Source organism: Couchioplanes caeruleus (genome assembly GCF_023499255.1).
Lineage (GTDB): Bacteria > Actinomycetota > Actinomycetes > Mycobacteriales > Micromonosporaceae > Actinoplanes > Actinoplanes caeruleus_A.
The window spans coordinates 745,493-770,128 of record NZ_CP092183.1 but is presented as its reverse complement, the minus strand read 5'-3'; the positions used below and the strand labels follow the sequence as shown (position 1 = coordinate 770,128).

At 70.8% G+C, this 24,636-nt stretch carries 25 protein-coding genes and 1 pseudogene; 13 read left to right on the top strand and 13 right to left on the bottom strand.

The features are described from left to right. Nucleotides 1–50 precede the first annotated feature (50 nt). Together COUCH_RS03675 and mshA are read right to left on the bottom strand one after the other, a co-directional pair. The gene (locus COUCH_RS03675) at nt 51–548 is read right to left on the bottom strand and encodes a YbjN domain-containing protein (protein WP_249613548.1); all 498 of its coding nucleotides are present in this window, start codon (nt 546–548) and stop codon (nt 51–53) included. Then, complete coding sequence (gene mshA / locus COUCH_RS03670) at nt 545–1,849, bottom strand: D-inositol-3-phosphate glycosyltransferase (RefSeq protein WP_249610693.1); 1,305 nt, start codon at nt 1,847–1,849, stop codon at nt 545–547. Before mshA ends, COUCH_RS03675 begins: the two co-directional genes overlap by 4 nt. A gap of 131 nt (nt 1,850–1,980) precedes the next feature. Between mshA and COUCH_RS03665 the strand changes: the two genes are divergently transcribed. Continuing rightward, complete coding sequence (locus COUCH_RS03665) at nt 1,981–2,742, top strand: SDR family oxidoreductase (RefSeq protein WP_249610692.1); 762 nt, start codon at nt 1,981–1,983, stop codon at nt 2,740–2,742. A 2-nt stretch (nt 2,743–2,744) separates the two neighbouring features. Continuing rightward, a complete protein-coding gene (locus tag COUCH_RS03660; RefSeq protein ID WP_249610691.1) occupies nt 2,745–3,497 on the top strand; it encodes a class I SAM-dependent methyltransferase in 753 nt (250 codons plus the stop codon). A 49-nt stretch (nt 3,498–3,546) separates the two neighbouring features. Here the strand turns inward: COUCH_RS03660 and COUCH_RS03655 are convergent, their stop codons facing one another. The 3 genes and pseudogenes from COUCH_RS03655 to COUCH_RS39100 all read right to left on the bottom strand — a co-directional run bounded on the left by COUCH_RS03655 (nt 3,547) and on the right by COUCH_RS39100 (nt 7,540). Next, nucleotides 3,547–5,250 (bottom strand): DUF7594 domain-containing protein, encoded by a 1,704-nt coding sequence (locus tag COUCH_RS03655; RefSeq protein ID WP_249610690.1) that lies wholly within the window; start codon nt 5,248–5,250, stop codon nt 3,547–3,549. A gap of 234 nt (nt 5,251–5,484) precedes the next feature. Next, the gene (locus COUCH_RS03650) at nt 5,485–5,883 is read right to left on the bottom strand and encodes a response regulator (RefSeq protein ID WP_249610689.1); all 399 of its coding nucleotides are present in this window, start codon (nt 5,881–5,883) and stop codon (nt 5,485–5,487) included. 63 nt (nt 5,884–5,946) lie between these two features. After that, nucleotides 5,947–7,540: pseudogene (locus COUCH_RS39100) on the bottom strand (S8 family peptidase). A 235-nt stretch (nt 7,541–7,775) separates the two neighbouring features. Between COUCH_RS39100 and COUCH_RS03640 the strand changes: the two are divergent. Continuing rightward, nucleotides 7,776–8,000, top strand: a complete 225-nt coding sequence (locus tag COUCH_RS03640) for a DUF7455 domain-containing protein (RefSeq protein ID WP_249610688.1) — start codon at nt 7,776–7,778, stop codon at nt 7,998–8,000. Between the two features lie 85 nt (nt 8,001–8,085). Continuing rightward, nucleotides 8,086–9,900: a sensor histidine kinase gene (locus tag COUCH_RS03635; RefSeq protein ID WP_249613547.1), complete on the top strand. Its 1,815-nt coding sequence runs from the start codon at nt 8,086–8,088 to the stop codon at nt 9,898–9,900. A 4-nt stretch (nt 9,901–9,904) separates the two neighbouring features. Here COUCH_RS03635 and COUCH_RS03630 read toward each other — a convergent pair whose 3' ends face one another. The 3 genes from COUCH_RS03630 to COUCH_RS03620 form a co-directional block, all read right to left on the bottom strand. Beyond that, on the bottom strand, nt 9,905–10,771 hold the full coding sequence (locus COUCH_RS03630; protein WP_249610687.1) for an SRPBCC family protein: 867 nt from the start codon (nt 10,769–10,771) through the stop codon (nt 9,905–9,907). Between the two features lie 74 nt (nt 10,772–10,845). Further along, nucleotides 10,846–11,598, bottom strand: coding sequence for a hydrolase (locus tag COUCH_RS03625; RefSeq protein WP_249610686.1), 753 nt, complete (start codon nt 11,596–11,598; stop codon nt 10,846–10,848). A 111-nt stretch (nt 11,599–11,709) separates the two neighbouring features. Next, nucleotides 11,710–13,269 (bottom strand): methyl-accepting chemotaxis protein, encoded by a 1,560-nt coding sequence (locus tag COUCH_RS03620; protein ID WP_249610685.1) that lies wholly within the window; start codon nt 13,267–13,269, stop codon nt 11,710–11,712. 177 nt (nt 13,270–13,446) lie between these two features. Here COUCH_RS03620 and COUCH_RS03615 point away from each other — a divergent pair, with 177 nt between their 5' ends. Beyond that, nucleotides 13,447–14,250: a M23 family metallopeptidase gene (locus COUCH_RS03615; RefSeq protein ID WP_249610684.1), complete on the top strand. Its 804-nt coding sequence runs from the start codon at nt 13,447–13,449 to the stop codon at nt 14,248–14,250. Between the two features lie 62 nt (nt 14,251–14,312). Here COUCH_RS03615 and csrA read toward each other — a convergent pair whose 3' ends face one another. Genes csrA through flgN form a run of 5 tightly spaced genes read right to left on the bottom strand, consistent with a single transcriptional unit; the run spans nt 14,313 to nt 17,906 of the window. Beyond that, on the bottom strand, nt 14,313–14,555 hold the full coding sequence (csrA, locus tag COUCH_RS38785) for a carbon storage regulator CsrA (protein ID WP_275980060.1): 243 nt from the start codon (nt 14,553–14,555) through the stop codon (nt 14,313–14,315). A gap of 51 nt (nt 14,556–14,606) precedes the next feature. After that, nucleotides 14,607–15,005 (bottom strand): flagellar assembly protein FliW, encoded by a 399-nt coding sequence (gene fliW, locus COUCH_RS03605; protein ID WP_249610683.1) that lies wholly within the window; start codon nt 15,003–15,005, stop codon nt 14,607–14,609. Between the two features lie 41 nt (nt 15,006–15,046). Further along, nucleotides 15,047–15,934, bottom strand: a complete 888-nt coding sequence (locus tag COUCH_RS03600) for a flagellin (RefSeq protein WP_249610682.1) — start codon at nt 15,932–15,934, stop codon at nt 15,047–15,049. Between the two features lie 8 nt (nt 15,935–15,942). Further along, nucleotides 15,943–17,421 (bottom strand): flagellar hook-associated protein FlgK, encoded by a 1,479-nt coding sequence (flgK, locus tag COUCH_RS03595; RefSeq protein ID WP_249610681.1) that lies wholly within the window; start codon nt 17,419–17,421, stop codon nt 15,943–15,945. Then, entirely contained in the window at nt 17,421–17,906 is a 486-nt protein-coding gene (flgN, locus tag COUCH_RS03590) for a flagellar export chaperone FlgN (RefSeq protein ID WP_249610680.1), read from the bottom strand. Before flgN ends, flgK begins: the two co-directional genes overlap by 1 nt. Before the next feature lie 252 nt (nt 17,907–18,158). Between flgN and COUCH_RS38780 the strand changes: the two genes are divergently transcribed. The 8 genes from COUCH_RS38780 to fliF all read left to right on the top strand — a co-directional run bounded on the left by COUCH_RS38780 (nt 18,159) and on the right by fliF (nt 24,614). After that, entirely contained in the window at nt 18,159–19,358 is a 1,200-nt protein-coding gene (locus tag COUCH_RS38780) for a flagellin (protein WP_275980059.1), read from the top strand. 122 nt (nt 19,359–19,480) lie between these two features. Beyond that, nucleotides 19,481–20,947 carry a flagellar filament capping protein FliD gene (gene fliD / locus COUCH_RS03575; protein WP_249610679.1) on the top strand — a complete coding sequence of 489 codons (1,467 nt, stop codon included), beginning with the start codon at nt 19,481–19,483 and terminating at the stop codon, nt 20,945–20,947. A 62-nt stretch (nt 20,948–21,009) separates the two neighbouring features. Next, the gene (gene fliS, locus COUCH_RS03570; protein ID WP_249610678.1) at nt 21,010–21,399 is read left to right on the top strand and encodes a flagellar export chaperone FliS; all 390 of its coding nucleotides are present in this window, start codon (nt 21,010–21,012) and stop codon (nt 21,397–21,399) included. Nucleotides 21,400–21,435: 36 nt separating this feature from the next. Further along, nucleotides 21,436–21,756: a hypothetical protein gene (locus tag COUCH_RS03565; protein WP_249610677.1), complete on the top strand. Its 321-nt coding sequence runs from the start codon at nt 21,436–21,438 to the stop codon at nt 21,754–21,756. A 180-nt stretch (nt 21,757–21,936) separates the two neighbouring features. After that, nucleotides 21,937–22,284, top strand: a complete 348-nt coding sequence (gene flgB, locus COUCH_RS03560) for a flagellar basal body rod protein FlgB (RefSeq protein WP_249610676.1) — start codon at nt 21,937–21,939, stop codon at nt 22,282–22,284. 5 nt (nt 22,285–22,289) lie between these two features. Further along, nucleotides 22,290–22,685: a flagellar basal body rod protein FlgC gene (locus COUCH_RS03555; protein WP_249610675.1), complete on the top strand. Its 396-nt coding sequence runs from the start codon at nt 22,290–22,292 to the stop codon at nt 22,683–22,685. 2 nt (nt 22,686–22,687) lie between these two features. Continuing rightward, nucleotides 22,688–23,014 (top strand): flagellar hook-basal body complex protein FliE, encoded by a 327-nt coding sequence (fliE, locus tag COUCH_RS03550; protein ID WP_249610674.1) that lies wholly within the window; start codon nt 22,688–22,690, stop codon nt 23,012–23,014. A 1-nt stretch (nt 23,015) separates the two neighbouring features. Further along, nucleotides 23,016–24,614 carry a flagellar basal-body MS-ring/collar protein FliF gene (gene fliF / locus COUCH_RS03545; protein ID WP_249610673.1) on the top strand — a complete coding sequence of 533 codons (1,599 nt, stop codon included), beginning with the start codon at nt 23,016–23,018 and terminating at the stop codon, nt 24,612–24,614. The last annotated feature ends 22 nt before the right edge of the window (nt 24,615–24,636 follow it).

Here is a 24,636-nt window from a genome sequence, read left to right as displayed (position 1 = left end):
CCGGGTCGCGTCAGACCCGGTTCGGGCGGGCGTCGGCGTCCGGCGGCATGTCAGTGGGCGTCGGCGTCCGGGTCCGCGAAGTGGGCGAACGCCTGCAGGTTGGCCAGGGACTCCCCGCGCTTGGCCCGCCACTCCCACTCGCGCCGGATGGCCGTGCCGAAGCCGATCTCCAGCATCGAGTCGAACGACTCGTCGGCGTACGTGAGCACCGCCCCGAACAGCCGGTCGAGCTCGTCCTCGTCGAGGCCCTTCAGCGACATCCGGCCGGTCAGGTACACGTCCCCGGCCGCGTCGATGGAGAAGGCGACGCCGTACATGCGGGCGTTGCGGCGCAGCAGCCAGGCCCACAACTGCTCGTGGTTCTCGTCGGGGTGGCGCATGACGAACGCCTCGACGCGCAGCGCGTGCTCGCCGACGATCAGGTTGCAGGCGGTCTTCAACTTGTGCGTACCGGGGATCGTGACGACCCAGGACGAGTCGCCGGTCGGCTCGCACGGCAGCTCGCGCTCCGCGCAGACACGCTCGATGAGGGCTCCGACGTCGTTCACCACGAGAAGGAGCCTGCCAGACGGGCGGCGATCAGCGCACGGTGCTCCGAGACCGCCTCTCGATAGACCCGCAGCAGGCCTTCCGCCGTACGGTCCCAGGAGAAGTTCGATGCGTGCCGCACCGCGCCGACGGACAGCCGCAGCCGCAGGGCCGGCGAGCGCAGCAGCCGGGCGAGCACCGCCGACCAGTCGGCGGGGTCGTGGCCGTCGACCAGGACACCGCTGACGCCGTCGGTGACCGCGGTGACCAGCCCGCCGACCGCGGCCGCGACCACCGGCGTGCCGCACGCCTGGGCCTCGAGCGCGACCAGCCCGAACGACTCGTTGTGCGAGGGAACGGCGACCAGGTCCGCCGACCGGTAGAGCGAGGCGAGGGCCTCGCCGGTCTGCGGCGGGAGGAACCGCACCTTGTCCGAGACGCCCAGCGACGCGGCGAGCTCGATGAGCGAGGTGGGCCGGTCGAGGCCGCTGCCGCTGGGTCCGCCGCAGATCACCACGGTGACGTCGGCGTCGCGCATCGGCTCGGCGGCCAGCGCGCGGATCAGCACGTCCGGCCCCTTGAGCGGCTGGATGCGGCCGACGAACGCCACCACGTACCCCCGCTCGGGCAGGCCGAGCCGGCGGCGGTCGGCGGCCTGGCCGGCGCCGGGCCGGAAGCGGCCGAGGTCCACGCCGGGCTGCACCACGGACAGCCGGGTCGGGTCGGCGTCGTAACAGGTGACGAGGTCCTGGGCCTCGAAGCGGGTGTTCGCGACGAGCCGGTCCGACTCCGCGACGACCTGCTCCTCGCCGATCACCCGGGCCTTGGGCTCGGGGCGGTCGCCGTCGGCGATGAACCTGTTCTTGACCTTCGCGAGCGTGTGCGCGGTGTGCACGTGCGGGACGCCCCAGCGCTCCCGGGCGAGCCAGCCGACCTGGCCCGACATCCAGTAGTGCGAGTGGATGAGGTCGTAGTGGCCGGGCGGGTTCGCGGCTTCCGCGCGCAGCACGCCGTTGGTGAAGGCGCACAGCTGCGACGGCAGCTCCTCCTTCGACAGGCCCTCGAAGGGTCCGGCGGTGACGTGCCGCACGCTGACCCCGGGCGCCATCTCGACCACGGGCGGAAGCTCGCTGGAGGTGGCCCGGGTGAAGATCTCGACCTCGACACCGCGCTCGGCGAGCCTGCGGGACACCTCGACGATGTAGACGTTCATGCCGCCCGCGTCGCCGGTGCCGGGTTGCTCGAGCGGTGAGGTGTGCACGGAGAGGGTGGCGATGCGCCGGGGTGTCGGCCAGTGGCCTGCGGCCCGCGGGTCAGCCACGTCGTGTCCCTTCAAAAGCGGTCAAACGTAACGACGAACTGTTACGCCGTCGTTCATCTTCCCCGTGCGGACCGCCTGAATCCCACTCCAGGCGCTCCGGCGTGACTCAGGTCATGAGGCAGGATCTAGGCATGGTGCAGAAGAACATCGCCGTCGTGACGGGTGCGTCCAGCGGCATCGGGGCGGCGACGGCCCGCCGCCTGGTCTCCGAGGGCTTCCACGTGGTCGCCGCGGCCCGCCGTACGGACCGGCTCGAGGCTTTCGTGACGGAGGTCGGCGACGCGTCGGCGACCGCCGTGGCCTGCGACGTCACCTCGGCGGAATCGGTCACGGCGCTCGCGGAAGCGGTGACGGCGCTGGGCGGTCCGGTCACCCTGCTGGTCAACAACGCCGGCGGCGCCCGCGGAGTGGAGCCGGTCGCCGAGGGCTCGGTCGAGAACTGGCAGTGGATGTACGACGTCAATGTGCTCGGCACCCTGCGGGTCACGAAGGCGCTGCTGCCCGCCCTGGAGGCGAGCGGCGCGGGCACGGTCGTGACAGTCGGATCGACGGCGGCGTTCGTGGTCTACGAGGGCGGCGGCGGGTACACGGCTGCGAAGCACGCGCAGAACGCACTGGTCGGCACGCTGCGTCTGGAGCTGGCCGGCAAGCCGGTCCGGGTCGTGGAGATCGACCCCGGCATGGTGCGCACCGAGGAGTTCGCCCTCAACCGCCTCGGCGACCCGGACAAGGCCGACGCGGTGTACGCGGGCGTCCGCGAGCCGCTCGTCGCCGACGACGTCGCCGACTGCATCGCGTGGGCGGCCACCCGTCCGCAGCACGTCAACGTCGACCGGCTGGTGGTGCGCCCGATCGCGCAGGCCGCGCAGCACAAGGTCGTCCGCGAGAAGTAGCCGTGACGAAGCCGCTGGGCGCGATCACCCGGGGCACGACCAACCCCAACCGGCTGCGCCGGGTGGACAACTTCATCGCGTACCGGTGCGGGGGTCTGCTGACGGCCGCAAACCGGCCGCTGGTCGTGGACCTCGGATACGGCGCGACGCCGATCACGGCGATCGAGCTGCGCGCCCGGCTGGCGGCCGCGGTCCGGCCCGACGTCGCGGTGGTCGGCCTCGAGATCGATCCGGTACGGGTGGCCGCGGCGCAGCCGTACGCGGACCCGCCCCGGCTCGAGTTCCACCGCGGCGGGTTCGAGCTGGCCGGCCTGCGCCCGGTGGTGGTCCGCGCGTTCAACGTGCTGCGCCAGTACGCCGAGGACGAGGTGGCCGACGCCTGGCGCACGATGACCGCGACGGGTGCGCTGCTGGTCGAGGGCACCTGCGACGAACTGGGCCGGATCGCGACGTGGGCGGTGGTGGAGGCGGGGGCGCCGCAGACCCTGACGCTGTCGGCCCGGCTGTCCGATCTGGACCATCCGGCGACGTTCGCGGAGCGGTTGCCCAAGGCGCTCATCCATCACAACGTGCCGGGACATCCCGTGCACGACCTGCTCGCCACGCTGGGCTCGGCGTGGGAGGCGAGCGCCACGCCGTTCGGGCCGCGGCAGCGCTGGCTCGCGACCGTGGAACGGTTCCGCGCGTCCTGGCCGGTGCTGGACGGGCCGGCGCGGTGGCGGCGCGGCGAGCTGACCGTCCCGTGGCCGCAATAGACATCGGGCCGGTCCCCGTACGGAGACCGGCCCGAATGCCTCGGGGGGGTTACTTGATGGTGACGTTGAACATCGGGTCCGCGGCGACCTTGCGGAACGCCGTCAGGCCGGTGGCGGTGGAGTTCACCGAGATGTCACGGTCGCCCTCGTCGTCGGCCTTGGTGTCGAAGTAGACGACGGCCTTGACCTTCGGGTGGGCGGCGAGCTGCGGGACGACGGTGTTGAACGCCGGCGCCTTGTCGACCTTCACCGTGGTGCGGTGGTACATGCCCCACTCGGCAACCATGATCGGCTTGGTCGGGTGGTTGGTGACGGCCCAGTCGTACCAGCCGAGGCCGCCGCCGCTGGGCTGACGGTCGAGGATGTCGCCCATGTCGCCGTAGTGGTAGTAGCCCTTCTCGACGCTGACGTACGAGTCCAGCCCGACCCAGTCGACGACGTCGTCACCGGGGTACAGGTCCTTCCACCACGACTGCGCCATCCACTTCTCGTTGCCCATGTACGCGACCACGTTGATCGCGTTGGTGACGCCGTTGGCGCGCAGCCGCGTGATGACGTGGCGGTACATGGCCGCGTAGTCCTTGGCCGTCATGCCCGAACCGGCGGTGGCGTTGACGTCGTTCTCCGGCTCGTGGTGCAGGGCGAGGAAGAACTTCTGGGTGCCGTAGTTGTTCTTCACGTACGTCGACCACGCGTCGATCCGCGCGTCCTGGCCACCGGCGGCGACCTTGGCCCACGTGGTGCCGTACGCGACCTTCCAGTTGAGCAGCAGCACCCGCGGGCGCGCCGGGTCGCGGGTCATCGCGATCTCGGACTTGGTCGGGAACAGCTCGTTGCCCTTGTGGTACGTGTGGAAGATCGTCGCGGTCCGCCCGGTGAGCGTCTCCCAGTCCTTCAGCGCCTGGTCCCGCGGGGTGTCGGTGAAGCCGCCGGCCGCCGCGCCCCAGAGCACGCCGCACGAGGGCACGAGCAGCGCATCGGTGACGCAGCCGCCCGTCGGCGCCGAGGTGGTCGGCGGAACCGTCGTCGGCGGAACGGTGGTCGGCGGAACGGTGGTCGGCGGAACCGTCGTCGGCGGCACCGTCGTCGGCGGCACCGTAGTGGGCGCGGTGGTCGGAGGCGTCGTCACCGGGGCCTTGGTGGTCGGGGCCGTCGTCGGGGTGGTCGTCTTCTTGACGACCGTGAGCCGCAGCTCGGGGCCGCCGCCGGTGGCGTCGCCGTACTCCAGCGAGCGCACCCGGGTGACGCCCGTCGTGGACGCCGACTTCAGTGCGAACGCGTACGTGCCCGACTTGGTGACCACCTTGGACAGGTCGAAGCTGACGCTGGTGTCGGTGACCTTCGGCTTGACCGACAGCAGGGCCGTCCCCAGCTTCGGCGCGTTCGACGCGGTGATGGTCTTCTCGGACCAGGACGACGCCACCGAGTAGAGGGTCAGGGTCGCGGCGACCGGCTTGCTGTCCAGCGGCAGCCGCAGCTCCGCGCCGCTGACCGTGGCGCCGGTGGCGACCTTCGGCGCGAACTTCACATAGGACAGCCGTGTCTCGCCGCTCTCCGTACCGACCACGAGCTTGTCGGCCTGGCCGAAGTTGGTCGTCTTGCGCGTGCTCGACGTGTACGCATCGTCCGTGCTGTAGACGCCGACCGTCTCGGTCGTCGTCGCCGCATTGGCCGTGCCGCTCAGCGCGAAGCCCGCGCCCGCGGCCACCACGCCGGTCACGGCGACGCCGATGATCCCCCGCCTGCCGTTCACCAGATTCCCCCTGTATGTCAATGAATCGCTGTCTGACATCCAGGTTCGACAGGGGCGGGTGCCGCCGCGGCGAGCGTTCGGGTGCAGCCCAGGTGCCGCCCGCCGGGGAACCGGGTGGGCGGCAGCGGGCGCCGCGGATGAAGGACTTTACGGCCGCATCCAGGACGCCGGCCGGGCACGAAAAAGCGCCGCCGGACCGTAGTCCGGCGGCGCTCTTCTCAGGTACGGCTAGCGCTAGGTGTTCGCGGCCTCGGCGAGGACGAGCCGCAGCGCCTCCAGCAGGAGGTCGGAGGTGAACGGCTTCTTGACGAGCAGGGCGTCCTCGGCGATGAGCCCCTTGGTGACGGCGATGTCCTTGGGCAGGCCGGAGATGTAGACCACGCCCATCTCGGGACGCAGCTCCCGGCACCGGTCGGCCATCTCGCCGCCCGAGACGCCGGGCAGGCCGAGGTCGGTCACGAGCACCGCGATGGGCCCCGGGTGGTCCCGGCAGACCGCGGTGGCCTGGTCGGCGTCGCCGGCGACCAGCGTGGTGTAGCCCCGCCGCTCCAGCATGCGCCGCATGATGTCGCGCAGGTCCTCCTCGTCGTCGACGACGAGGACGGTGGGACGCTCCCGCTGATCTTCGGACATGTGAGCCTCCTCCGGGCTGGTGCCGTTCACGCTATCGGCGTGCCCGGTGCCGGAGGGCGGCTTTCACGGTTTTATCCACAGCGACAGCCGCCACTTGTCCAGGACTCCCACGGTGCTGCCGAAGGTGTCTTTGACCTGCAAAGACCACTTTCCGTTGCGGCGCGTACCGGACAGGTCGATCGGGTACGTGTGCGCCAGGTCGGCCGCCTTGTCCGCCTTGCGCGCCGCCTTGAGCGTGTACTTCACCCCGGCCGGGCTGGTCAGCGTGACGACCAGCGACCCGCGGTACGCGTGCTTCACGGTCACCCCGACCGTCGACGCCGCGGAGGCCGTACCGGAGCAGCCGGTGACTGTTCTGGTGCTGGTGGCCGTCCCCAGCCTGGTGATCGCCACGTCCGTATCCACGACGAACGGCCCGCAGGCGCTCGCCGGTGCGGGCTCGACGGTCTCGGTGTTCAGGAAGCCGGTCTGGAGCAGCCGGTTGGCGGACCCGCTGCCCGGGCTTGCCACCTTGCCCTGGGCCGCCTTCCCGACGAGCGCCGCGGTGATCTCCGCCGGCGTCCAGGCCGGGTGGGCCGCCGCGACCAGGGCGGCCGCGCCCGTCACGTGCGGGGTCGCCATCGACGTGCCGCTCATCATCGTGCTGGCGGTGTTCGACGAGGACCCGGCCGAGGTGATCCGTACGCCGGGACCGAAGAGGTCGAGGCACGAGCCGTAGTTCGAGAACGAGGCGCGCACGTCCGCGCTGTCCGTCGCGCCGACGGTGATCGCGTCCGGGGCCGACGCCGGCGAGTACTTGCAAGCGTTCCGGTTGTCGTTGCCCGCTGCGACGGCGTACGTGACCCCCGGCAGCGATCGACTTGGCGACGGCCGAGTTCAGCGCGGAGCTCACCGGGCCGCCGATGCTCATGTTGGCCACGGCCGGCTTCACGGCGTTCCGCGTGACCCAGTCGACGCCCGCGATGATCGCCGAGTACGACCCGGAGCCGGTGCAGTCGAGCACCCGTACGGCGACGAGCTTGACGTCCTTCGCCACGCCGTACGTGCGCCCGCCGATCGTGCCGGCCACGTGGGTGCCGTGGCCGTTGCAGTCCTGGGCGGTCGCGTCGTTGTCGATGAAGTCGCGGCCATAGCTCGCCCGGCCGCCGAACTCCTGGTGGGCGATGCGCACCCCGGTGTCCAGCACGTACGCGGTCACCCCGGCCGCCGGCCGGTACGTGTAGGTCTTCGACAGCGGCAGCGACGGCTGGTCGATCCGGTCCAGGCCCCACACCGGGCCGGTCTGGACGTCGGCGAGGCGTACGGTCGCGTCCTGCTCGACGTAGTCGACGGCCGGGTCGGCGGCCAGGCGCCGGGCCTGCAGCGCGGTCATGTCGGCGTGGAAGCCGCGTACGGCCGAGGAGTAGTCGGCGAGCACGCTGCCGCCGTAGCGCCGCGCGAGGGCACGGGAGCCACCGGGAGGGCTCGAGGACCTGAGCACCACGATGTAGCTGCCGGTGATGGCGCCCGTGGCCGCTGCCCGTACGCTTCCCAGGGGAAGGGCTCCGGGCGTACCGGCGAAGGCGGTGCCGGACACACCGGTCACGGCGGCGATGGTGGCCGCACCGGCCGCCAGGGCCCGGCGCACCGCACGGCGACGCCCGTTGTCGCTGGTCATCGGGGGGGTTCCTCCTCGTGCGGCCCGGCCGGCGACGGAAGTCACCCGGGAAGCAGGCATGCCGGCGGTCGTAGGGGGAAATCGTGAGAAGAACGCAGAGCCGTAACGGGACCGCTCCGGTTGCGCGTTGGTTGCAGCGCGGCGGATCGGAACCCGGGTGCTAAGTCCACCGGACGGCGGGCCGAACTACCCGCTGTCGGGCCCGCTTGCACCGCCACCGAGCAAGGAGAGCGTTATGACCGCCGTGCTGTCGCCCCAGATCGTCGTCGCCCCGTCGCTGACCGAGCGCTGCGACAGCTGCGGCGCGGCCGCGAAGCTGGAGATCGCCCTCGCCAGCGGCGGCAACCTGGCCTTCTGCGGGCACCACGCCAACAAGTACGCCGGCCGGCTGGCCCCGATGGCCGCGAAGGCCACCGTCGAGGACGGTTTCGAGTGGGCCGGGCGGTCTCCCTCGGCGTGACCCCTTGACACCATCCGCCGCGATATGATCGATCCCTCACGCTTGGGCCGATAAGCCCATATTTAGAGGGGTTTCTCCGGTGCAGATGGCGGCGCAGGACGTGGGCAGGCTGTCCCGGGTCGCGGCCGGATGCGCCGGTGCCGCGGTGGCCGCCGCCGGTGCCCTCGGCCTGGCCACACCGTCCGTCCGCACCGCCCCGCTCCTCACGTCCAGCCCGGCCGCCGCGCTCAGCGTCGCCGGGCTGGCGCTTTTCCTGCTCGCCCCCCGCCGCACGGCGCGGGCCGTCCGGGTGGGCGCGTACGTGCTCGCCGGGCTCGCCGCCGCGCTGGGCCTGGCCGCGCTGCCCCGGCACCCGGCCGCCGGGGTGGCCACCCTGCTCGCAGCCCTCGCCCTGCTCTGCCTGGACCTGCGCGTACGCCGCCGGCCGGGACACCCGGTGCGGTACCGCGTCGCCGATCCCCTGCTGGCCGGCGCCGCCGTCATCGCCCTCGTCGCGCTGGTGCCCCGGATGTTCGCGCCCACCTTCCCGGGCGGGCGGGGCCCGGACAGCCTGATGTCGCCGTACCACGCGGGGGCGCTGCTGGTCCTCGCCGTGGGCATGGTGCTGGCGCGGCCCGAGTCCGGTCCGCTGCGTACGGCCGCCGCCGGCCCCGGCGTGAAGATCCGCCGCGCGCTGCCCGCCGCCATCGCCGTACCCGTGGTCGCCGCGCTGGTGAGCGCGCTCGCCGTGCGAACCGGCATCAGCCGGCCGGTGGCCGCCATCAGCACCGGAGCCGTCCTCGCCGCGCTCGCGGTCCTGGCCCTGATCGGCTTCCTGGTCCGGTCCCTGGAGGGCGCCGACCGCCAGCAGCGGGAGCTCGTCGCGGAGCTGCACGAACGGCGCGACTTCGCCGACACGCTCCTGCAGTCGATGAACGAGGCCGTCATGGTGCTCGACGCGAACTACCACGTGATCGACGTGAACCGTCGCTGGCGCGAGCTGACCGGCCACGAGGAGGCGCCGGGACCGCCCGGGCCGGAGCAGTTGCCGCCGCCCGGAACCGGGGACTGGCTCGTCCGCCGCGCCGACGGCACGGACGTGCCCGTGCTCGCCACGATGGCCCCGATCCCGGACGCCGACGGCCGCACCCGCGGCTACGTCACCACGTACGTCGACATCACCGACCGCAAGCGGGCCGAGGACGAGCTGAGCGAGCGGGCGGCCGAGCTGGAGACCAGCAACGAGCGGCTGCTGGAGGCCAACGCGCGGCTCGAGGCGGCGCTGACCTTCAAGAACGACCTGACCTCGATGCTGACCCACGACGTGGCCCAGCCGATCAGCTCGATCGCGAGCCTCGCCGAGCTGCTGCACGCCGACTACACCGACCTGCCCGACGACATCCGGCTCGAGCTGGTCGAGAAGATCGACCGGAACACCCATCGGCTGATCAAGATGATGAACGACCTCCAGCTGCTGTTCCGGCTGGACACCGGTGCGGTCACCGCGCGGCGTACGCCGGTCCCGGTGCTGGAGGTCGTCGCGTCGGTGACCGCGGAACTGGACTGCGCCGAGGACGTGGGCGTGACGGTGACCGAGGACGTGTCCGCGCTCGCCGACCGCCAGCACGTCTGGCACGTCGTCCGGAACCTGCTGATGAACGCGCTCGCGTACGGCGATGCCCCGGTACAGGTCACGGCGGGCCGGCACGACGACACGGTGGTGCTGGTGGTGCAGGACGCCGGGGCCGGCATCCCGGAGGACCTCGTACCGAAGCTCTTCGACCGGTTCATGCGGGGCGCGGGCCTCGGGCTGTTCATCGTGCGCCACCTGGTGGAGGCGAACGGGGGCTCGGTCCGCTACGAGCGGGCCGAGCCCCGGGGTGCGCGCCTGATCGTGACCTGGGAAGCCGCCTCGGTGTAGGGGCCTACCAGTCGTGGGCGCTGCCGCGCTCCTCCTCGTGGATGATGCCGTCGCCGCGGCCGGAGCGGGTGTTCATCGCCTTGCCGCCCATCCGCGCCGAGGCGGCCGCCTGCCCGCCCGTCCCGGCGCCCGCCGCGCCTCCGCTGATGGTGGGCCGGCCGGTGATCCGGCGGCCGGGCGCCAGGACGTCGTCGAGGTCGTGCGGGTCGGAGATGCCGGGCGCCGAGGTGATGTCGACGTTCGTACCGGCCACGGGGCTGCCGAGCGGCGCGGTGCCGGCGTTCGGGCGTACGGTGCCGAGGCCGTCGGGGCGGGCGTTGCTGAACTCGCCGGCGCTCGTGCCCCAGCCGGCGCCGGGACGGCCGCTGCGGGCGCGGGCCGCCACCGAGGCCGGCGAGGCGAGGCCGGCCGACATGTTCTTGGAGCTGGCGTCGCCGAGCTGCACGGCGTCGCCCAGCTTGCCGGCCTCGATGAGGCTCTTGAAGGCGTTGAGGTCGTTCTTGAGCCGCTTGCTCAGCGTCTCCTGGGCGTGCCGGTCGCTGGGGAGCAGGAACGCCACGTCGGCCTCCAGCTGCGCGACGATCTGCGTCCGCGTCTCGCCCATCGGCCGCAGCGTGATGGTCTCCGACAGCGCCGGGCCGCCGACCGCGGTCCAGGCCACCCGTTCGTCGAGGGAGCGTTCGGTGATCCGGGCGTCGAACTCGCGCCGGTCGCCCTCGACGTCCATGACCCAGTGCGTCCGGTCGGTGCCGATCGGGGTGACCTGCTCGACGCCGGTCATGAAGCGCGGGTAGTTCTCGAATGCCGCCAGCTGCTCGTACACGGCGTGCAGCGGTGCGCTGATCTCGACGGCCTGCTGAACCATACTCATCGCATCTCTCCCATGCTGACGTGCGGCTATGACAGAGAGTACGTAGACGAATACGTTCCGCGTTTGGTTTCGGCTCAGACCCGGCGCAGGTACTGCCAGTGCCCGACCTCGGCGGCGTACCGGGCGTCACTGGCAGCCACCATCGCCACTCCGGCACCGCGCAGCATGGCCACCACGCGCGGCGACGGGCTGCGCCACGCCTCGCTGATCTCGACCACCGTGCCGGTCGACCGGCAGGCCGCGGCGAGGGCGCCGAGCACCGCGGGAGTGACCGCCGAGTCGTCGATGCCGACCTGCGCGAGCAGGCTCAGCGGGCGGGCCAGCTGCGCCGGGGCGTACCGGGAGGCGCGCTCGATGCCCTTGATCGTGGCGGTCACGGCGACCTCGGCCACCTCGTCCGGGGTGAGCCGGCCGGCGGCCAGCAGGGACCGCACCTCGCGCGGGGTGGCCGGTCCGGCGGTAAGCGGCAGCCGGGACACGGCGACCGAGACCGCCTCGAGCTGGCCCAGGTCGGCGGGCCAGGCCAGCCAGCCGTCCGGCTGGACGACCTCGACCTCGGCCGCGACGCGCAGGGTGAGCTCCGTACGCTGCCGGGCCCGGCGGACCGCATCGGCGTACGCGGACAGCCACGTGGTGTCCGGGCCGACCTGGTCGGCGAAGGTCAGGGAGGTCAGGCCGGCGCGGTCGGCGGTGGAGACCACCACGCCCACGCTGTCGCGGCCGGCGGCGAAGCCGGTGTGCACGTGCGCGTCGGTACGCAGATCCAGCGCGGCCGCCGGCGCGGCGAGGGTGGTGCCGTCCAGGACCGATTCGAGCTCTGCACCCACGATGACTCCCCGACCGCTCTGCGAGAAGGACGAGCTCCTCCCGCCCTCGCAGTTACAGTGCGGGTCCGGTGTTGTGGGCCGGGGCCGCGCCAGGTGCATTCCGGGTGCGTGCTACAGCCTGAATTCGCCGATCAGCGTACGCAGTTCCTCGGCCGTACGCGCCACGTCGTCGCTGGCCTGCCGGGTCTGGGTGACGCCGTGCACCGCGGAGGCGCTGGCGGTGGCGACGTCGGCGATGTTCGCGGCGATCCGGCCACTGCCGGAGGCGACCTCGCCGATGCTCCGGCTCATCTCCTCGGTGGTCGCTGTCTGCTCCTCGACCGCGCTCGCGATGGTGGTCTGGAAGTCGTTGATCTTCGCGATGACCTCGCTGATCCGGCCGATCACCTCGACCGCGCCGGTGGTGTCGCCCTGGATCGCGGCGACCCGGGCGCCGATGTCCTCGGTCGCCCGCGCCGTCTCCTGGGCCAGGTCCTTGACCTCGCTCGCCACCACGGCGAAGCCCTTGCCGGCGTCCCCGGCCCGCGCCGCCTCGATGGTCGCGTTGAGCGCCAGCAGGTTCGTCTGCTCGGCGATCGAGGTGATCAGCTTGATCACGTTGCCGATCTCCGCCGACGACTCGCCCAGCTGCCGGATGGTCTCGGTGGCCTGCGCGGACTCGGTCACCGCGACCGCCGCGATCTGCGCCGCCTCGGTGGTGTTCTGGGAGATCTCGCGGATGCTCAGACCCATCTCCTCCGAGCCCGCGGCGACGGTCTGCACGTTGCGGGAGATCTCCTGCGCCTCGTGCGACGCCGAGGAGGTCTGCGCGTCGGTGTCGTGCGCGGCGTCCGCGATCTGCCCGGCCACCGCGGACAGCTCGGTGGCGGCGCTCGCGAGGGTCTCCGCATTCTGCCCGATCGTGGTCATCGACCGGTGGATCGACTCCATCGCGGAGTCCATGCCGGCCGCCATCCGCCCGATCTCGTCCCGGCTCCGGATGCCCGTACGCCGGGTCAGGTCGCCGGCGGCCAGCGCGTCCACGACCTCGCCGAGGCGCCGCACCGGGCCCAGGATCGAGCGTGCCAGCGGTATGGCCATCCCGATGAGCAGCACCAGACAGATGACCACGACGATCCCGGTGATCAGGCGCGAGCTGGCCGTCGTCGCGTCCATGTCGGCCCGCTCCTGGTCGGTCGCGGCGGTCACCTTCTCGTTCAGGGCGCCCAGCTTGTCGTCGACGGCGTGGTTGCGCTCGGCGATCTGGTCGATGTTCGCCCGGGCCGCGCCGCCCGGCGCCCCGGCCTGGCGCGCGAAGTCGGTGATGAAGGTGCCGAAGGCGTCGACGTCGGGCCGGATGCCGGCGAACTCGGCCGCCAGGTCGGCGGGCAGGCCGGCGCCCTCGACCGCATCGGCGGCCTCGGTGGCCGAGGCCACGTCGTCGGCGACGTCCTGGGTGACGTCCTGGGCCAGGGCCGCCCGGTACGCGTCGACCTTCAGCTCGCTCTGCCGGGTGTCGAGGTGGTTGAGCGCCGCCAGGCCGGCCTCGAGCCCGCGTACCCGGTCGGCCTGATCCGCCAGCCGGTTCTGGGCCACCCACGAGACGACCGTCAGCACGAGCAGCCCGACGACACCGGCCGCGACGATCAGCGCGAGCCGCTTCGCGATGCCCATTTGCGTCAATCGGGACATCCAACTCTCCCTCAGGGGTCAGCATGGCGGTGCGGACCTGATGCATTCGTCACGCCGGGTTCCGTCCGCCGACTCCTCATTTTTCCGGCGTTTCCGTGCCACAGAAGCCGTTTTGCGGGTTTTGCCGCAACTGTTCTGTGCTGCCCACGCGCGCCGGACCGTCCGAAGGGAACCTCGATGAAGCGCCGACATCAGCGCAGCGCCCTCGCACTGCTCACGGCCGCCGGCACGCTGGGCATCGCCGCGCCGGCGGTGGCCGTACCGGCCGCGACGGGCACGGTGGTGACCGGTGGTACGCCGCTCAACGCGCGCAGCGGCCCGTCCGCGACCAGCCCCCGCACCGGCGCCGTACCGAACGGCTCGGCCGTGTCCATCGTCTGCCGGCTCGCGGGTCAGTTCATCAGCGGCACGGTGACGAACACCGGCTACTGGGACCGATTGGCGGACGGGAGCTACGTCTCCGACGCGTACATCCGGCGCGGCCCCGGCGATATCCCCAAGTGCCCGTCCGCGACCCGGATGCCGGCGGTGACCGGCTCGTGGATGCTTCCCGTCACCGCGGGACTGGTGAGCGGCTTCCGCACCCGGCAGCGTCCCACCCACGACGGTGTGGACCTCGGCGCGACCCGCAACACCGCCATCCGTTCGGCGAGCGCCGGCACGGTCATCCGCGTGGTCTGCAACGTCTCCCGGGGAACCTGCGACGTGGACGGCAGCAGCTCCCTCACCGGCTGCGGCTGGTACGTCGAGGTGCAGCACGCCGCAAACGTCGTGACCCGCTACTGCCACATGGTGCGCCGCCCGTCGGTGACCGTGGGGCAGACCGTCGCGCGCGGCACGATCCTCGGCTACGTGGGCACCTCCGGCGCCTCGTCCGGCCCGCACCTGCACTTCGAGGTGCACGTGGGCGTACCCGCGACCCGCGCGAACGCGATCAGCCCGATCCCGTTCCTGCAGGCGCGCGGCCTGACCATCCGCTGAGACGCCGAAGGGCCGGCTCCCGCGCGGGGGCCGGCCCGTTCCACACCCTGTGTGCGAGCGGTTCAGTCGCTCTTCTGTGGACGGTCGAGCATCTCGGTCAGCGCGCGGACGGCTGCATCCGTCGGAGACGCCGCCTCCCGGTTGACCTCCCGCAGCTCCTGGTACACCTCTTCGCGGTGCACCTGGACGTCCCGCGGCGCCTTGATGCCGATACGGATGACGTCGCCGCGCGCCTCGAGCACGGTGACGACGACGTCATCGCCGATCATCACGCTCTCGCCGGCCTTCCTGGTCAGCACGAGCATCGTGGTAGCCCCTCACTCCATCCGTGGACAGGACACCTGCCGTCGAACCGCTCAGTACTCCTTGCGCATGATGGCGCGGACCGGCATGTTGCTGCCGTTCAGGACGACCTGCATGGCCCGGCGCGAGTCCCGGTCGACGATGATCGGCGCGAGCAGGTTGGCCGTGGTCTCGTTGACGCCGGCGGTGATGACCACCATGAGCAGAAGCCGGTCGGGGTCCTTGGTGTTCAGCGCGGCGAACACGTCGTTCTCGATCTCGGGCGCGTAGTCCGGGAAGAACGGCTCCGGCGGCGCGACGAGGAAGCGGAGCTCCGGGTCGTCGATCGACGTGAACGCGTACAGGAGACCCTCGTCGTTCAACCGGACGAGCACGAACTGCCGGTGCGCCGGGAAGCCGGGCATGGGGACAGCCATCTCGATGATCGGCATGTCCAGCTCGGTGTCGGTCATGGAGGCCCCAATCGGTCGGGACGCGGTACGAGTACTCATGGTCACCTCAGGAAGTCGATGAGCGAGGGCTGGATCACCTTTGCCGAGGCGGCCAGAGCCGCCTGGTACGAGGTCTGCTGGAGCTGCATGTCCATGATGGTCTTCGGCAGGTCCACGTCCTCGACGTCGGACAGCTGAGCCGTCACGTCCAGCAGCCGGTCTTCCGCGGACTGCTTCATCTGCGTAACCCGATTGTATCGGGCGCCTACCTCCGAAAGAGTGTTTTTCAGGTTATTTGCCGCGGTGTCCAGACCTTCCAGTCCAGCCTGCAGGGCCGTCGTGTCATTGGCCTTCAGCGCGACGGCGATGTTGTCGAGCATCTGGAACACCGAGGTGGCGCCGTCGCCGAACGCGGCCACCCCGTCGGCGTCCACCCGCAACTGCGAGTTCGGGCCGATGGTGCGGGTCACGCCGTCCTGGTTGCCGATGAAGTCGCCGGTGTCGCTGAACGCCTTGCCCTGCGTCGTGGTGCCGCCGAACACCGGGCGGTCCAGGTACGTCGTGTTCGCGTACCCGATCATCGAGCTCTTGATCTGGTCGATCTCGGTGGCCAGCGCGTTTTGCGACTCGACGCTGTTCGACCCGGAGTTGAGGCCCTGCAACGTGAGCGTCCGCGCCCGCTGCACCAGCGTCGAGGCGCTGGTCAGGGTGCCGTCGAGGGTGCTCAGCCAGCCGAGCCCGTCGTTGGCGCTGCGCACGTACTGGTTGTTGGCGCGCGTCTCGCCGCGCAGCTGCATCGACTGCAGCGTGCCGTTCGGGGAGTCCGACGGGCGGTTGATCTGCTTGCCGCTGGAGAGCTGCTGCTGGATCTTCTCGCCCCGCTGGATGTTGCGCTGGAGGTTGGCGAGCACCCGCGTGTGGATGCTGCTCTCCGTGACCCTGTTCGCCATGTCCGTCCTTACCTTCCGACCAGGCCCGTGCGGTTGATGAGCTGGTCGAGCATCGAGTCGATCGTGGTGAGCACCCGCGAGGCGGCCTCGTACCCGCGCTGATACGTCAGCAGGTTCGTCATCTCCTCGTCGAGGTTGACCCCGGACTCCGCCTCGCGGGCGGCGTCCACCTGCGCCGTGACGTTGACCTGGATCTCGCTGCGCCGGGTCGACGTCTGCGCGTTGACCCCGAGGTCGGCGATCATGTCCTGGTAGACGAGGTCCGGGCTGCCCACCTTGGTCGCGGTGCCGGCGAGCGTGGTCGCCTTCGACCCGTCGTTCGTGCCGATCGGGTTGCCGCCCGCGTCGAGCTTCGGTGTGCCGTCCGGGTTGGTCTCGTTCTTGGCGGAGATCGCGACGTCCTTGGGGTTCGTGATCGCGACGGTGATGTTCCGGGCGTACCGGCCCGTGGAGAAGTCCCCGGTGAAGAACTCGGTGCCGGCCGTGCCATCGGTCTTGTACGCCGACGTGGTCGCCGCGTTCACCGTGTCCACCAGCGTCTTCGCGACCTTGTCCAGCTTCTGGGCCATCCCGGGGAGGATCGTGGTCATGGTCTCGGTCATCGAGCCCATCCTGCCGCCGGCCTGCACCACGTCGCCGGTGTCGACCCAGGTGAGGCCCGCCGACTTGGTGCCGTTGGCGGGGTTGGCGTTGTAGTCGCGCTGAGCGTCCAGGGTGGAGACGCCCGCGGTGGCCGTCATCGGCCGGGTCGTCGTCCGGTTCACCAGCAGGGCGTTGCCGACGTACACGTCCATCGAGCCGTCGTCGCGGACCGAGGCGGTCGCGCCGACGAGCTCCGACAGCTTCATGACCGCCAGGTCACGGCGGTCCTCGAGCTCGTTCACCACCACGCCGGTCGCCTTCGCCTTCACGATCGAGTCGTTGAGCTGGGCGATCGTGCCGGCCGCGGTGTTCACCTCGGCGGCGTACTTGGTGAGCTGGGTGGCGTTCGCCGACCACTGCGCGTCCAGCGCGCCGTAGGCACTGTTCAGCCCCTCGGCGACGACGCTGCTCTGCTGCAGCAGCGCGGACCGGGCGGCGACGCTGGTCGGCTCGTCGCCGACGTCGCCCCATGCGGCCCACATGTCGTGCATCTGCGCCTGCAGCGCGGTGCTGCTCGGCTCGGCGAAGACATCCTCCAGCGACGTGTACGTGGCCGCCTGGTTGGACAGGTAGGCGCTGTTCGCGTGCTCCGTACGGCCGCGGTTCTCCAGGTACTGGTCGCGGAGCCGCTGCACGTCGCTGACCGCCACGCCGGTGCCGAGGCCGTCGGTCGTCGCCCAGCGCACGCCCACGGTCGAGCCGACCTGCGCCTGCATGTCGACCCGCTGGCGGGTGTAGCCCTCGGTCGTCGCGTTCGCGATGTTCTGGCCGGCCACGTCGAGGCCGCGGCGCTGCGCGTACAGCGAGGTCAGCGCGGTGTTGATACTGCCGAAGCTGCTACCCATCAGATTGCCTCGTCCACCAGGCTCGGGCGGCGCACTCCGCCGCTGACGGTCTTGCCCTGCGGGCCATACGTTTCCACTGTTCCGGCGAACGCGAGCATGGTTTCGCGAGCCGCGCGCTGGCCGGCCGTGAGCAGGTCCCGGTTGGCCTCCGCCATGGTCCCGATCTCCTGGGTCAGGGTCAGGAACGCCTTGCGGTGCTGGTGCAGCAGGTCCGACCACGGCGCGGGCGCCGCGTCGGCGAGCTGGCCCAGGGACGCCTCCGCCGGCAGCCCCAGCTCGAGCGCGACGGCCTGCGCGTACGCCGCACGGGCCACCTCGGTCTGCCGGATCTGGTCCAGCACCACCTCGACCTCGCGGGTGGCGTGCGCCAGCCAGCGGGAGCGGTTGGAGGCCAGGAGCAGCTGCTCCTCCTCGAGCTTGAACAGCAGAAGCTCCAGCAGCTCACGCGCCCGCCACAGGACGCTGGACAGGTCGGTCAGGCTCACCCGGTCCTCCGTCTTCCTCATGCGGGACGGCCCGGACGGCGCGTTCCCTGCTCATCCGGACAGGTCGGCACGGCCGGTGGGTCTCTGAGGGGTTTCCACCCGGTAGCAGGCCGGAGATCTGGCAATCGCCCGAAAAGCCCGAAGAAATTTCGCAGACTGCTCATGACCGGCGGAGGACCGCCGATCTGACTGGCGCAACGCCAACGGCTTACGGATGAGCCGCCACGGACCCGCACTCAAGGAGGAAACACCATGGGTCTCCGCATCAACCAGAACATCGCCGCCCAGAACGCCTACCGGAACCTGTCGGTCACCGACAGCCAGATGTCGAAGTCGCTGGAGAAGCTGTCCAGCGGTTTCCGCATCAACCGCGCGGCCGACGACGCGGCCGGCCTCTCGATCTCCGAGGGCCTGCGTTCGCAGGTCGGTGGCCTGAAGGTCGCCGTCCGCAACGCCCAGGACGGCATCAGCGTCGCGCAGACCGCTGAGGGTGCGCTCAACGAGGTCACCTCGATCCTGCAGCGCATGCGTGACCTGTCCGTGCAGGCCGCCAACGGCGGTTCGCAGGACAGCGAGGCCACCGCGGCCGCGCAGAAGGAGTTCGGCCAGCTGAACCAGGAGCTGGACCGGATCGGCAGCACCACGTCGTTCGGCAAGTCCAAGCTGCTCGACGGCTCCTTCGGCAAGTCGTTCCAGTCGTCCACCACCCAGGCGGCCGCCTCGCTGCCGACGGGTGCGCAGACGTTCCAGATCGACACCGTGAACGGCGTCGCGCTGGGCGCCGGCAACGAGATCTCGGTGACCACCGGCAACATCGGCGCGAACGCCACCGCCAAGGAGGTCGAGTCCGCGTACAACGACGCGATCTCGTCCGCGCTGAAGCAGAGCGGCTACAAGGGCGACGAGATCAAGGTCAAGCTCGACGTCACGGCCGACAAGGCCGGCTACAAGACCACGTTCTCCGGCAACAAGGAGTTCTCGGTCAGCGACGGCGGCGGTACGGGCCTCACCTCCCTGACCGGTGCCGGCACGGCGGCGTCCGGCGCGACCCCGGTGGCGGGTGCCAACTCGGGCACGTTCCAGATCGGCGCCAACTCGGGCGAGACCATGAGCATCTCGATCGACGCGATCAGCGCCACGGCTCTGGGCACGAGCGGCCTGGACCTGACCACGGACCCGCAGGCCGCGATCGACGCCCTCGACACCGCCATCCAGGGGGTGTCGGACCAGCGCGCCACGCTCGGTGCGTACCAGAACCGGTTCGAGCACACGATCAACAACCTGAACGTCTCGGTCGAGAACCTGTCCGCGTCGGAGTCGCGCATCCGTGACACCGACATGGCGCAGGAGATGGTCTCCTTCACCCGGAACCAGATCCTGACCCAGGCCGGCACCTCGATGCTGTCGCAGGCCAACCAGGCCTCGCAGAACGTTCTGTCGCTGCTGCGCTAACCGAACCGCTACCGGCAACTCCTAACTGAATATCGCTGACAACCGAATAGTCGGGGGTAGCTGGCAGACGGCGCCGGCTACCCCCGTTTCACATTTGTACCCGGCAGGAAAGTAGGCGCCCCGTGACCAGCTCGATCGACGGCCTCGTCAGTGGTCTCAGCACCTCGTCCATGATCAGCTCACTGATGCAGGTCGAGGCGGCCCCGCAGACCCGCCTGAAGTCGAAGGTCTCCGCCGCCGAGGCGGTGGTCACGTCATACCAGGCCGTCAACACGAAGGTCTCGGCGATGAAGACCGCCGCCGACACCCTGAGCCAGCTCAGCACCTGGCGCGCCGTCCGGCCCACCTCCAGCTCGACCTCCGTGACGGCGACCGCCACCGGGGGCACCGACGCGGTGGCCGGCGCGGTGAAGTTCTCGGTCAAGGCGCTCGCCACGGCCCAGTCCGCCACCATGCGCGTGGACACGTCGACCGAGCAGGACCCGGCGTACCCGAACGACCCGACGAAGACCCGCGGCGTCCAGCTGGACGTCCCCGACAAGATCTCGATCACCATCGGCAAGGTGGAGAACGGCGTGGTCACCGGGACGCCGGTGGAGATCGACGTCAGCAAGGACAAGTCCGCGAAGGGGATCCAGGCGGCCATCAACGGCGCCGGGCTCGGCGTCAAGGCGACGCTCGTGCAGGTCGGCAGCTCGCAGAGCGTGCTCCAGCTGAACGGCACGAAGACCGGCGCCGGCAACGCGTTCGCCGTCTCCGGCCTCGAGAACGCCGCCGCCGACGCGTACGGGCTCGTCCCGGGCACCACGGCCGCCGACGCGGTCGTCGAGGTCGGCGGCGGCGACGCGGCCCCCGGCGGCTACACGCTCAGCAGCGGCACGAACACCTTCACCGGGTTGATGGCCGGCGTGAGCCTGACCGTCGGCAAGGTCGAGGACGACGTGACCGTCACCTCCGTCTCGGACGTGTCCGGCATCGCCGCCAAGTTCCAGGCGCTCGTGGACGCCGCCAACGGCGCGCTCGGCGAGATCAAGAAGCAGACCGCGTACGACCCGGAGACCAAGAAGGGGTCGCCGCTGACCGGCGACTTCTCCGTGCGGCAGATGACCCAGCAGGTGCTGAGCGCGATCAGCCAGGGCCTGTCGTACCGCAAGGCGGGTGCGCCCGCGGCGCCGGACCCCAAGACGGCGACGCCGGCGGACATCACCGCGGACAAGGCCAACATCGTCAACTTCGGCAGCCTGAGCAAGCTCGGCATCGCCCTCGACTCGTCCGGCCAGATGACCTTCGACGCGGCCAAGTTCACCGCCGCGTACAACGCGGACCCGAGCGCCATCAAGGAGGCGGGGGTCGCCTTCGCCGACAAGTTCGAGGCGCTGGCGAACACCCAGAACAGCAACATCACCTCGTCCATCACCGGCCGCAAGAACGTCATCGACAGCCTGAACCTGCAGATCGACGACTGGGGCGTACGGCTGGTGGGCCGCCAGGAGGCGCTGCAGAAGCAGTACTCGGGCCTGGAGACCGCCCTCTCCAAGCTCAAGTCGCAGTCCACCTGGCTCTCCGGCCAGATCGCCAGCCTCGGCTGACGAGCGCCCCGATCCGACCTGACCGCCCAAGGAATGCCCATATTCCTGAGCAAAGGGAACAAATGACCTCTCCGCTGAACCGCTACCTGCAGGACTCCATCAGTACGGCCTCCCCGGGCAAGCTGCTGGTGATGCTCTACGACCGCCTCGTCATGGACCTCTTCCAAGGGGAAGAGGCACTCCGCGCCGGCGAGCGGGAGCAGGCCAACGACAAGCTGAACCACGCCCAGGAGATCATCCTGGAGCTGCGCACGACCCTCGACGTCGACGCCTGGGCGGGCGCGCCCGGCCTGGCGAACCTCTACGGGTTCCTGCTCACCGAGCTCATCGGCGCCAACGTCGCCCGCGACGCCGACCGCGTCGCCGCCTGCCGCGCACTGATCGAACCCCTGCGCGACGCCTGGCGGGAGGCCGCCGCGCTGGCGGTCGCATCGTCCGCCCCCGTGGCCTGAGATACCGATGGTGATGGAGAGCGAGGTGGGGACAGCGTGACCGACGCCTGGCGAAATGCCTGGACCGCCGCGCTCGACGACCTCGAGATGGACGTGGCAGCCACCGAGGCCATGCTGGCCGACGCGCGCCGCTACGCCGAGACCCCGCCGTCCGACCTGTGGAAGCCGCCCACCGACCTGGGCGCGCTGCCGCTCGAGCTGCGCCCCCGGGCCGACGAGATCCTCACCCGTCAGCTGGCGGCCGCGCAGGAGATCGCCCACCGGCTCACCGCCACGCGGGTCCAGCAGGCCATGACCAGCCGGATCGAGACCGGCGAAGCCGTCAAGCGCCCGGTCTACCTCGACTGCGCCATGTGAGAACACCGCACCGCACCGGCCCGGAGCCCCGAGGGGTTCCGGGTTTTTGCGTGCAACTCAGCGGCAACCATTTGCCGCTCAGCGGATCGGCGGCCAGGCCGAAGCGAAAGGTACGAGCAAAGGATTGCTCCGCCCGACCGCCACGGACCGGCACCTCGATCCACTGGAAGGAACGCTGCCGTGTTCGACGACGTCGCATCGTCCTCGCTCCGCGTCGCAGTCGCCGGCCTGTCCGCCCGGCAGAACGCCATCGCCAACAACATCGCGAACATCGAGACCCCCGGCTACCAGGCCCGTAAGGTCAAGTTCGAGGAGGCGCTGAGCAGCGCCGTCGCCAGCGGCCGGTCGCCCTCGACGGTCACGCCGAGCGTGCAGAACTCGCTGGAGCCGACGCGCCTGAACGGCAGCAACGTCAACCTCGACGAGGAGACGCTCTCGCACATCGACACCACGATGCGCTACTCGCTGGCGATCCGCGCTCTCGACGGCAAGTACAGCCTGATCCGCGACGCGATCAAGGGGGCCTGAGCTAGATGAGCACCTTCAACGCGATCGGCGTGGCGGGCAGCGGCGTGACGGTCTACCGCAAGTGGCTCGACGCCGTGTCCGACAACATCGCCAACATCGACAATGTCAGCCGGACGTCCGAGAACGCCTTCCAGGCCCGCTACGTCGTCGCCCAGGAGGCGCAGGACGGCAACGGCGCCCAGGTCGGCGGCATCGCGTACGGCAACGCCGAGGGCCGGCTGTCGTACGAGCCGGACAACCCGCTGGCCGACACCGAGGGCTACGTACGCCGCCCGGACATCGACCTCGGCGGCCAGATGGCGCAGCTGATCATGGCGCAGCGCTCGTACCAGGCCAACCTCTCCGTCGTCGACCGGGCGCGGGAGTCGTACCAGGCCGCGATCAACCTCGGGAAGGCCTGATCATGACGTCTCCCATCGGCGCGATCGGCGCGGTGACCGGCCTCAGCGGCGTGACCGGCGTGAACGCGGTGAGCGGCACGTCCGGCACCGCCGCGGCCACCGGCGTGAACACCGACTTCGCGAGCATGCTCTCCAAGGGTCTGGAGAGCGTGCAGGCGTCCCAGTCCAATGCCGGCGATCTGGCCGTGCAGGTGGCGAACGGCACCCTGCAGGACCCGGCGCAGTACACCATGGCGGCCACCGAGGCGTCCCTCGGGCTGCAGCTGACGATGGCGATCCGGAACAAGGCCGTCGAGGCCTTCCAGGAGATCATGAGGATGCAGGCTTAGCATGACGGACCGTCTCCCCGCGCCCGTACGCAAGGTCGGCGACACCTTCAAGTCCTTCACCCCCGGACAGAAGGCGGTCACGATCGCGGCGGTGCTCGCCCTCGTGATCGGCGGCTACTTCTTCGCCACCTGGGCGTCGAAGCCCTCCTACTCCGCCCTGTTCAGCAACCTGTCAAGCAAGGACGCCTCCGCGATCGTCGAGTCGCTGCAGAAGTCCGGCACGCCGTACGAGCTGGCCAACGGCGGCACGACGATCATGGTGCCCCAGGACCAGGTGTACGACCTGCGCCTGCAGATGTCCGGCGAAGGGCTCCCCGGGGACGCCGACACCGGCTACGCCCTGCTCGACAAGCAGGGGATCACCACCAGCGACTTCATGCAGCACACGAACTACCAGCGGGCGCTGCAGGGCGAGCTGGCCAACACCATCAAGAGCATCGACGGCGTCGAGGCGGCCACGGTCAACCTGGTCATCCCGCAGAAGGACGTCTTCGCCGACGACCAGGAGAAGACCACCGCCTCGGTGCTGGTGGCCTCCTCGCCGAGCAAGCCGCTGTCAGGACAGACCGTGCAGGCGATCGTGAACCTGGTCGCCTCGTCCGTGGAAGGGCTGGATCCCACCAACGTCACCGTGGTCGGCGCGGACGGCAAGGTGCTGTCGAGCGGCAACGGCGCGCCGGTGTCCTCGGGCGGTGACAGCGGTTCCGACTCGGAGACCGTCGCCTTCCAGAACCGCCTCAACTCGTCGCTGCAGAAGATGCTCGACGCCGTCGTCGGCCCCGGCCACGCCGTGGTGACCACGACCGCGGAGCTGGACTTCGACCGGACCCAGACGACCAGCAAGACGTACTCGTCCGACCCGTCGGTCGCCGCGCTCTCCGAGCAGATCCAGCGGGAGGCGTACAACGGCAACGGCAACGGGACCGGCGGCGTGCTCGGCCCGGACAACATCCAGGTGCCGAACGGTACGAGCAGCGCCGGCACCGGCCAGTACGAGAACAGCACCGTCACCCGCAACAACTCGGTCAACGAGGTCACCGAGACCCGGAACCGGGCGCCGGGCAGCATCAAGCGGCTGAACGTCGCGGTCCTGCTGGACGCGACCACCGCCGGCGCCGTCAACCAGGCCGACGTGCAGACCCTGGTCAGCGCCGCGGCCGGCGTCGACCCGACCCGGGGCGACACCGTGGCGGTCAGCGCGATGGCGTTCGACACCTCGGCTGCCACCGCCGCGCAGAACGCCCTGGCCGCCTCGGCCGCCGCGGAGAAGTCGGCGAAGCAGACGTCGCTGATCAAGACCGCCGCCATGGCCCTGGTCGTGCTCTTCCTGATCTTCCTGGCCTGGCGCTGGAGCCGGAAGCAGCGCAAGCGCAAGGCGCTGACCCCGGCGGAGCTGCGGCACCTCGAGGAGATGCAGGCCGCCCTGGAGGCGCAGCGCCTGGCCGAGCTGAACGCGGCGATCCCGTCGCCGGCGCTCGAGGCCGCGAACATCACCCACGAGGCGCTGGAGGAGCGCCAGCGGGAGATCGAGCAGATGGTCGAGGACCAGCCGGAGGAGATGGCCGCCCTGCTGCGGGGCTGGCTCGGCGCCGGCCGCTGATCGACCCCCCGACCGCACACCC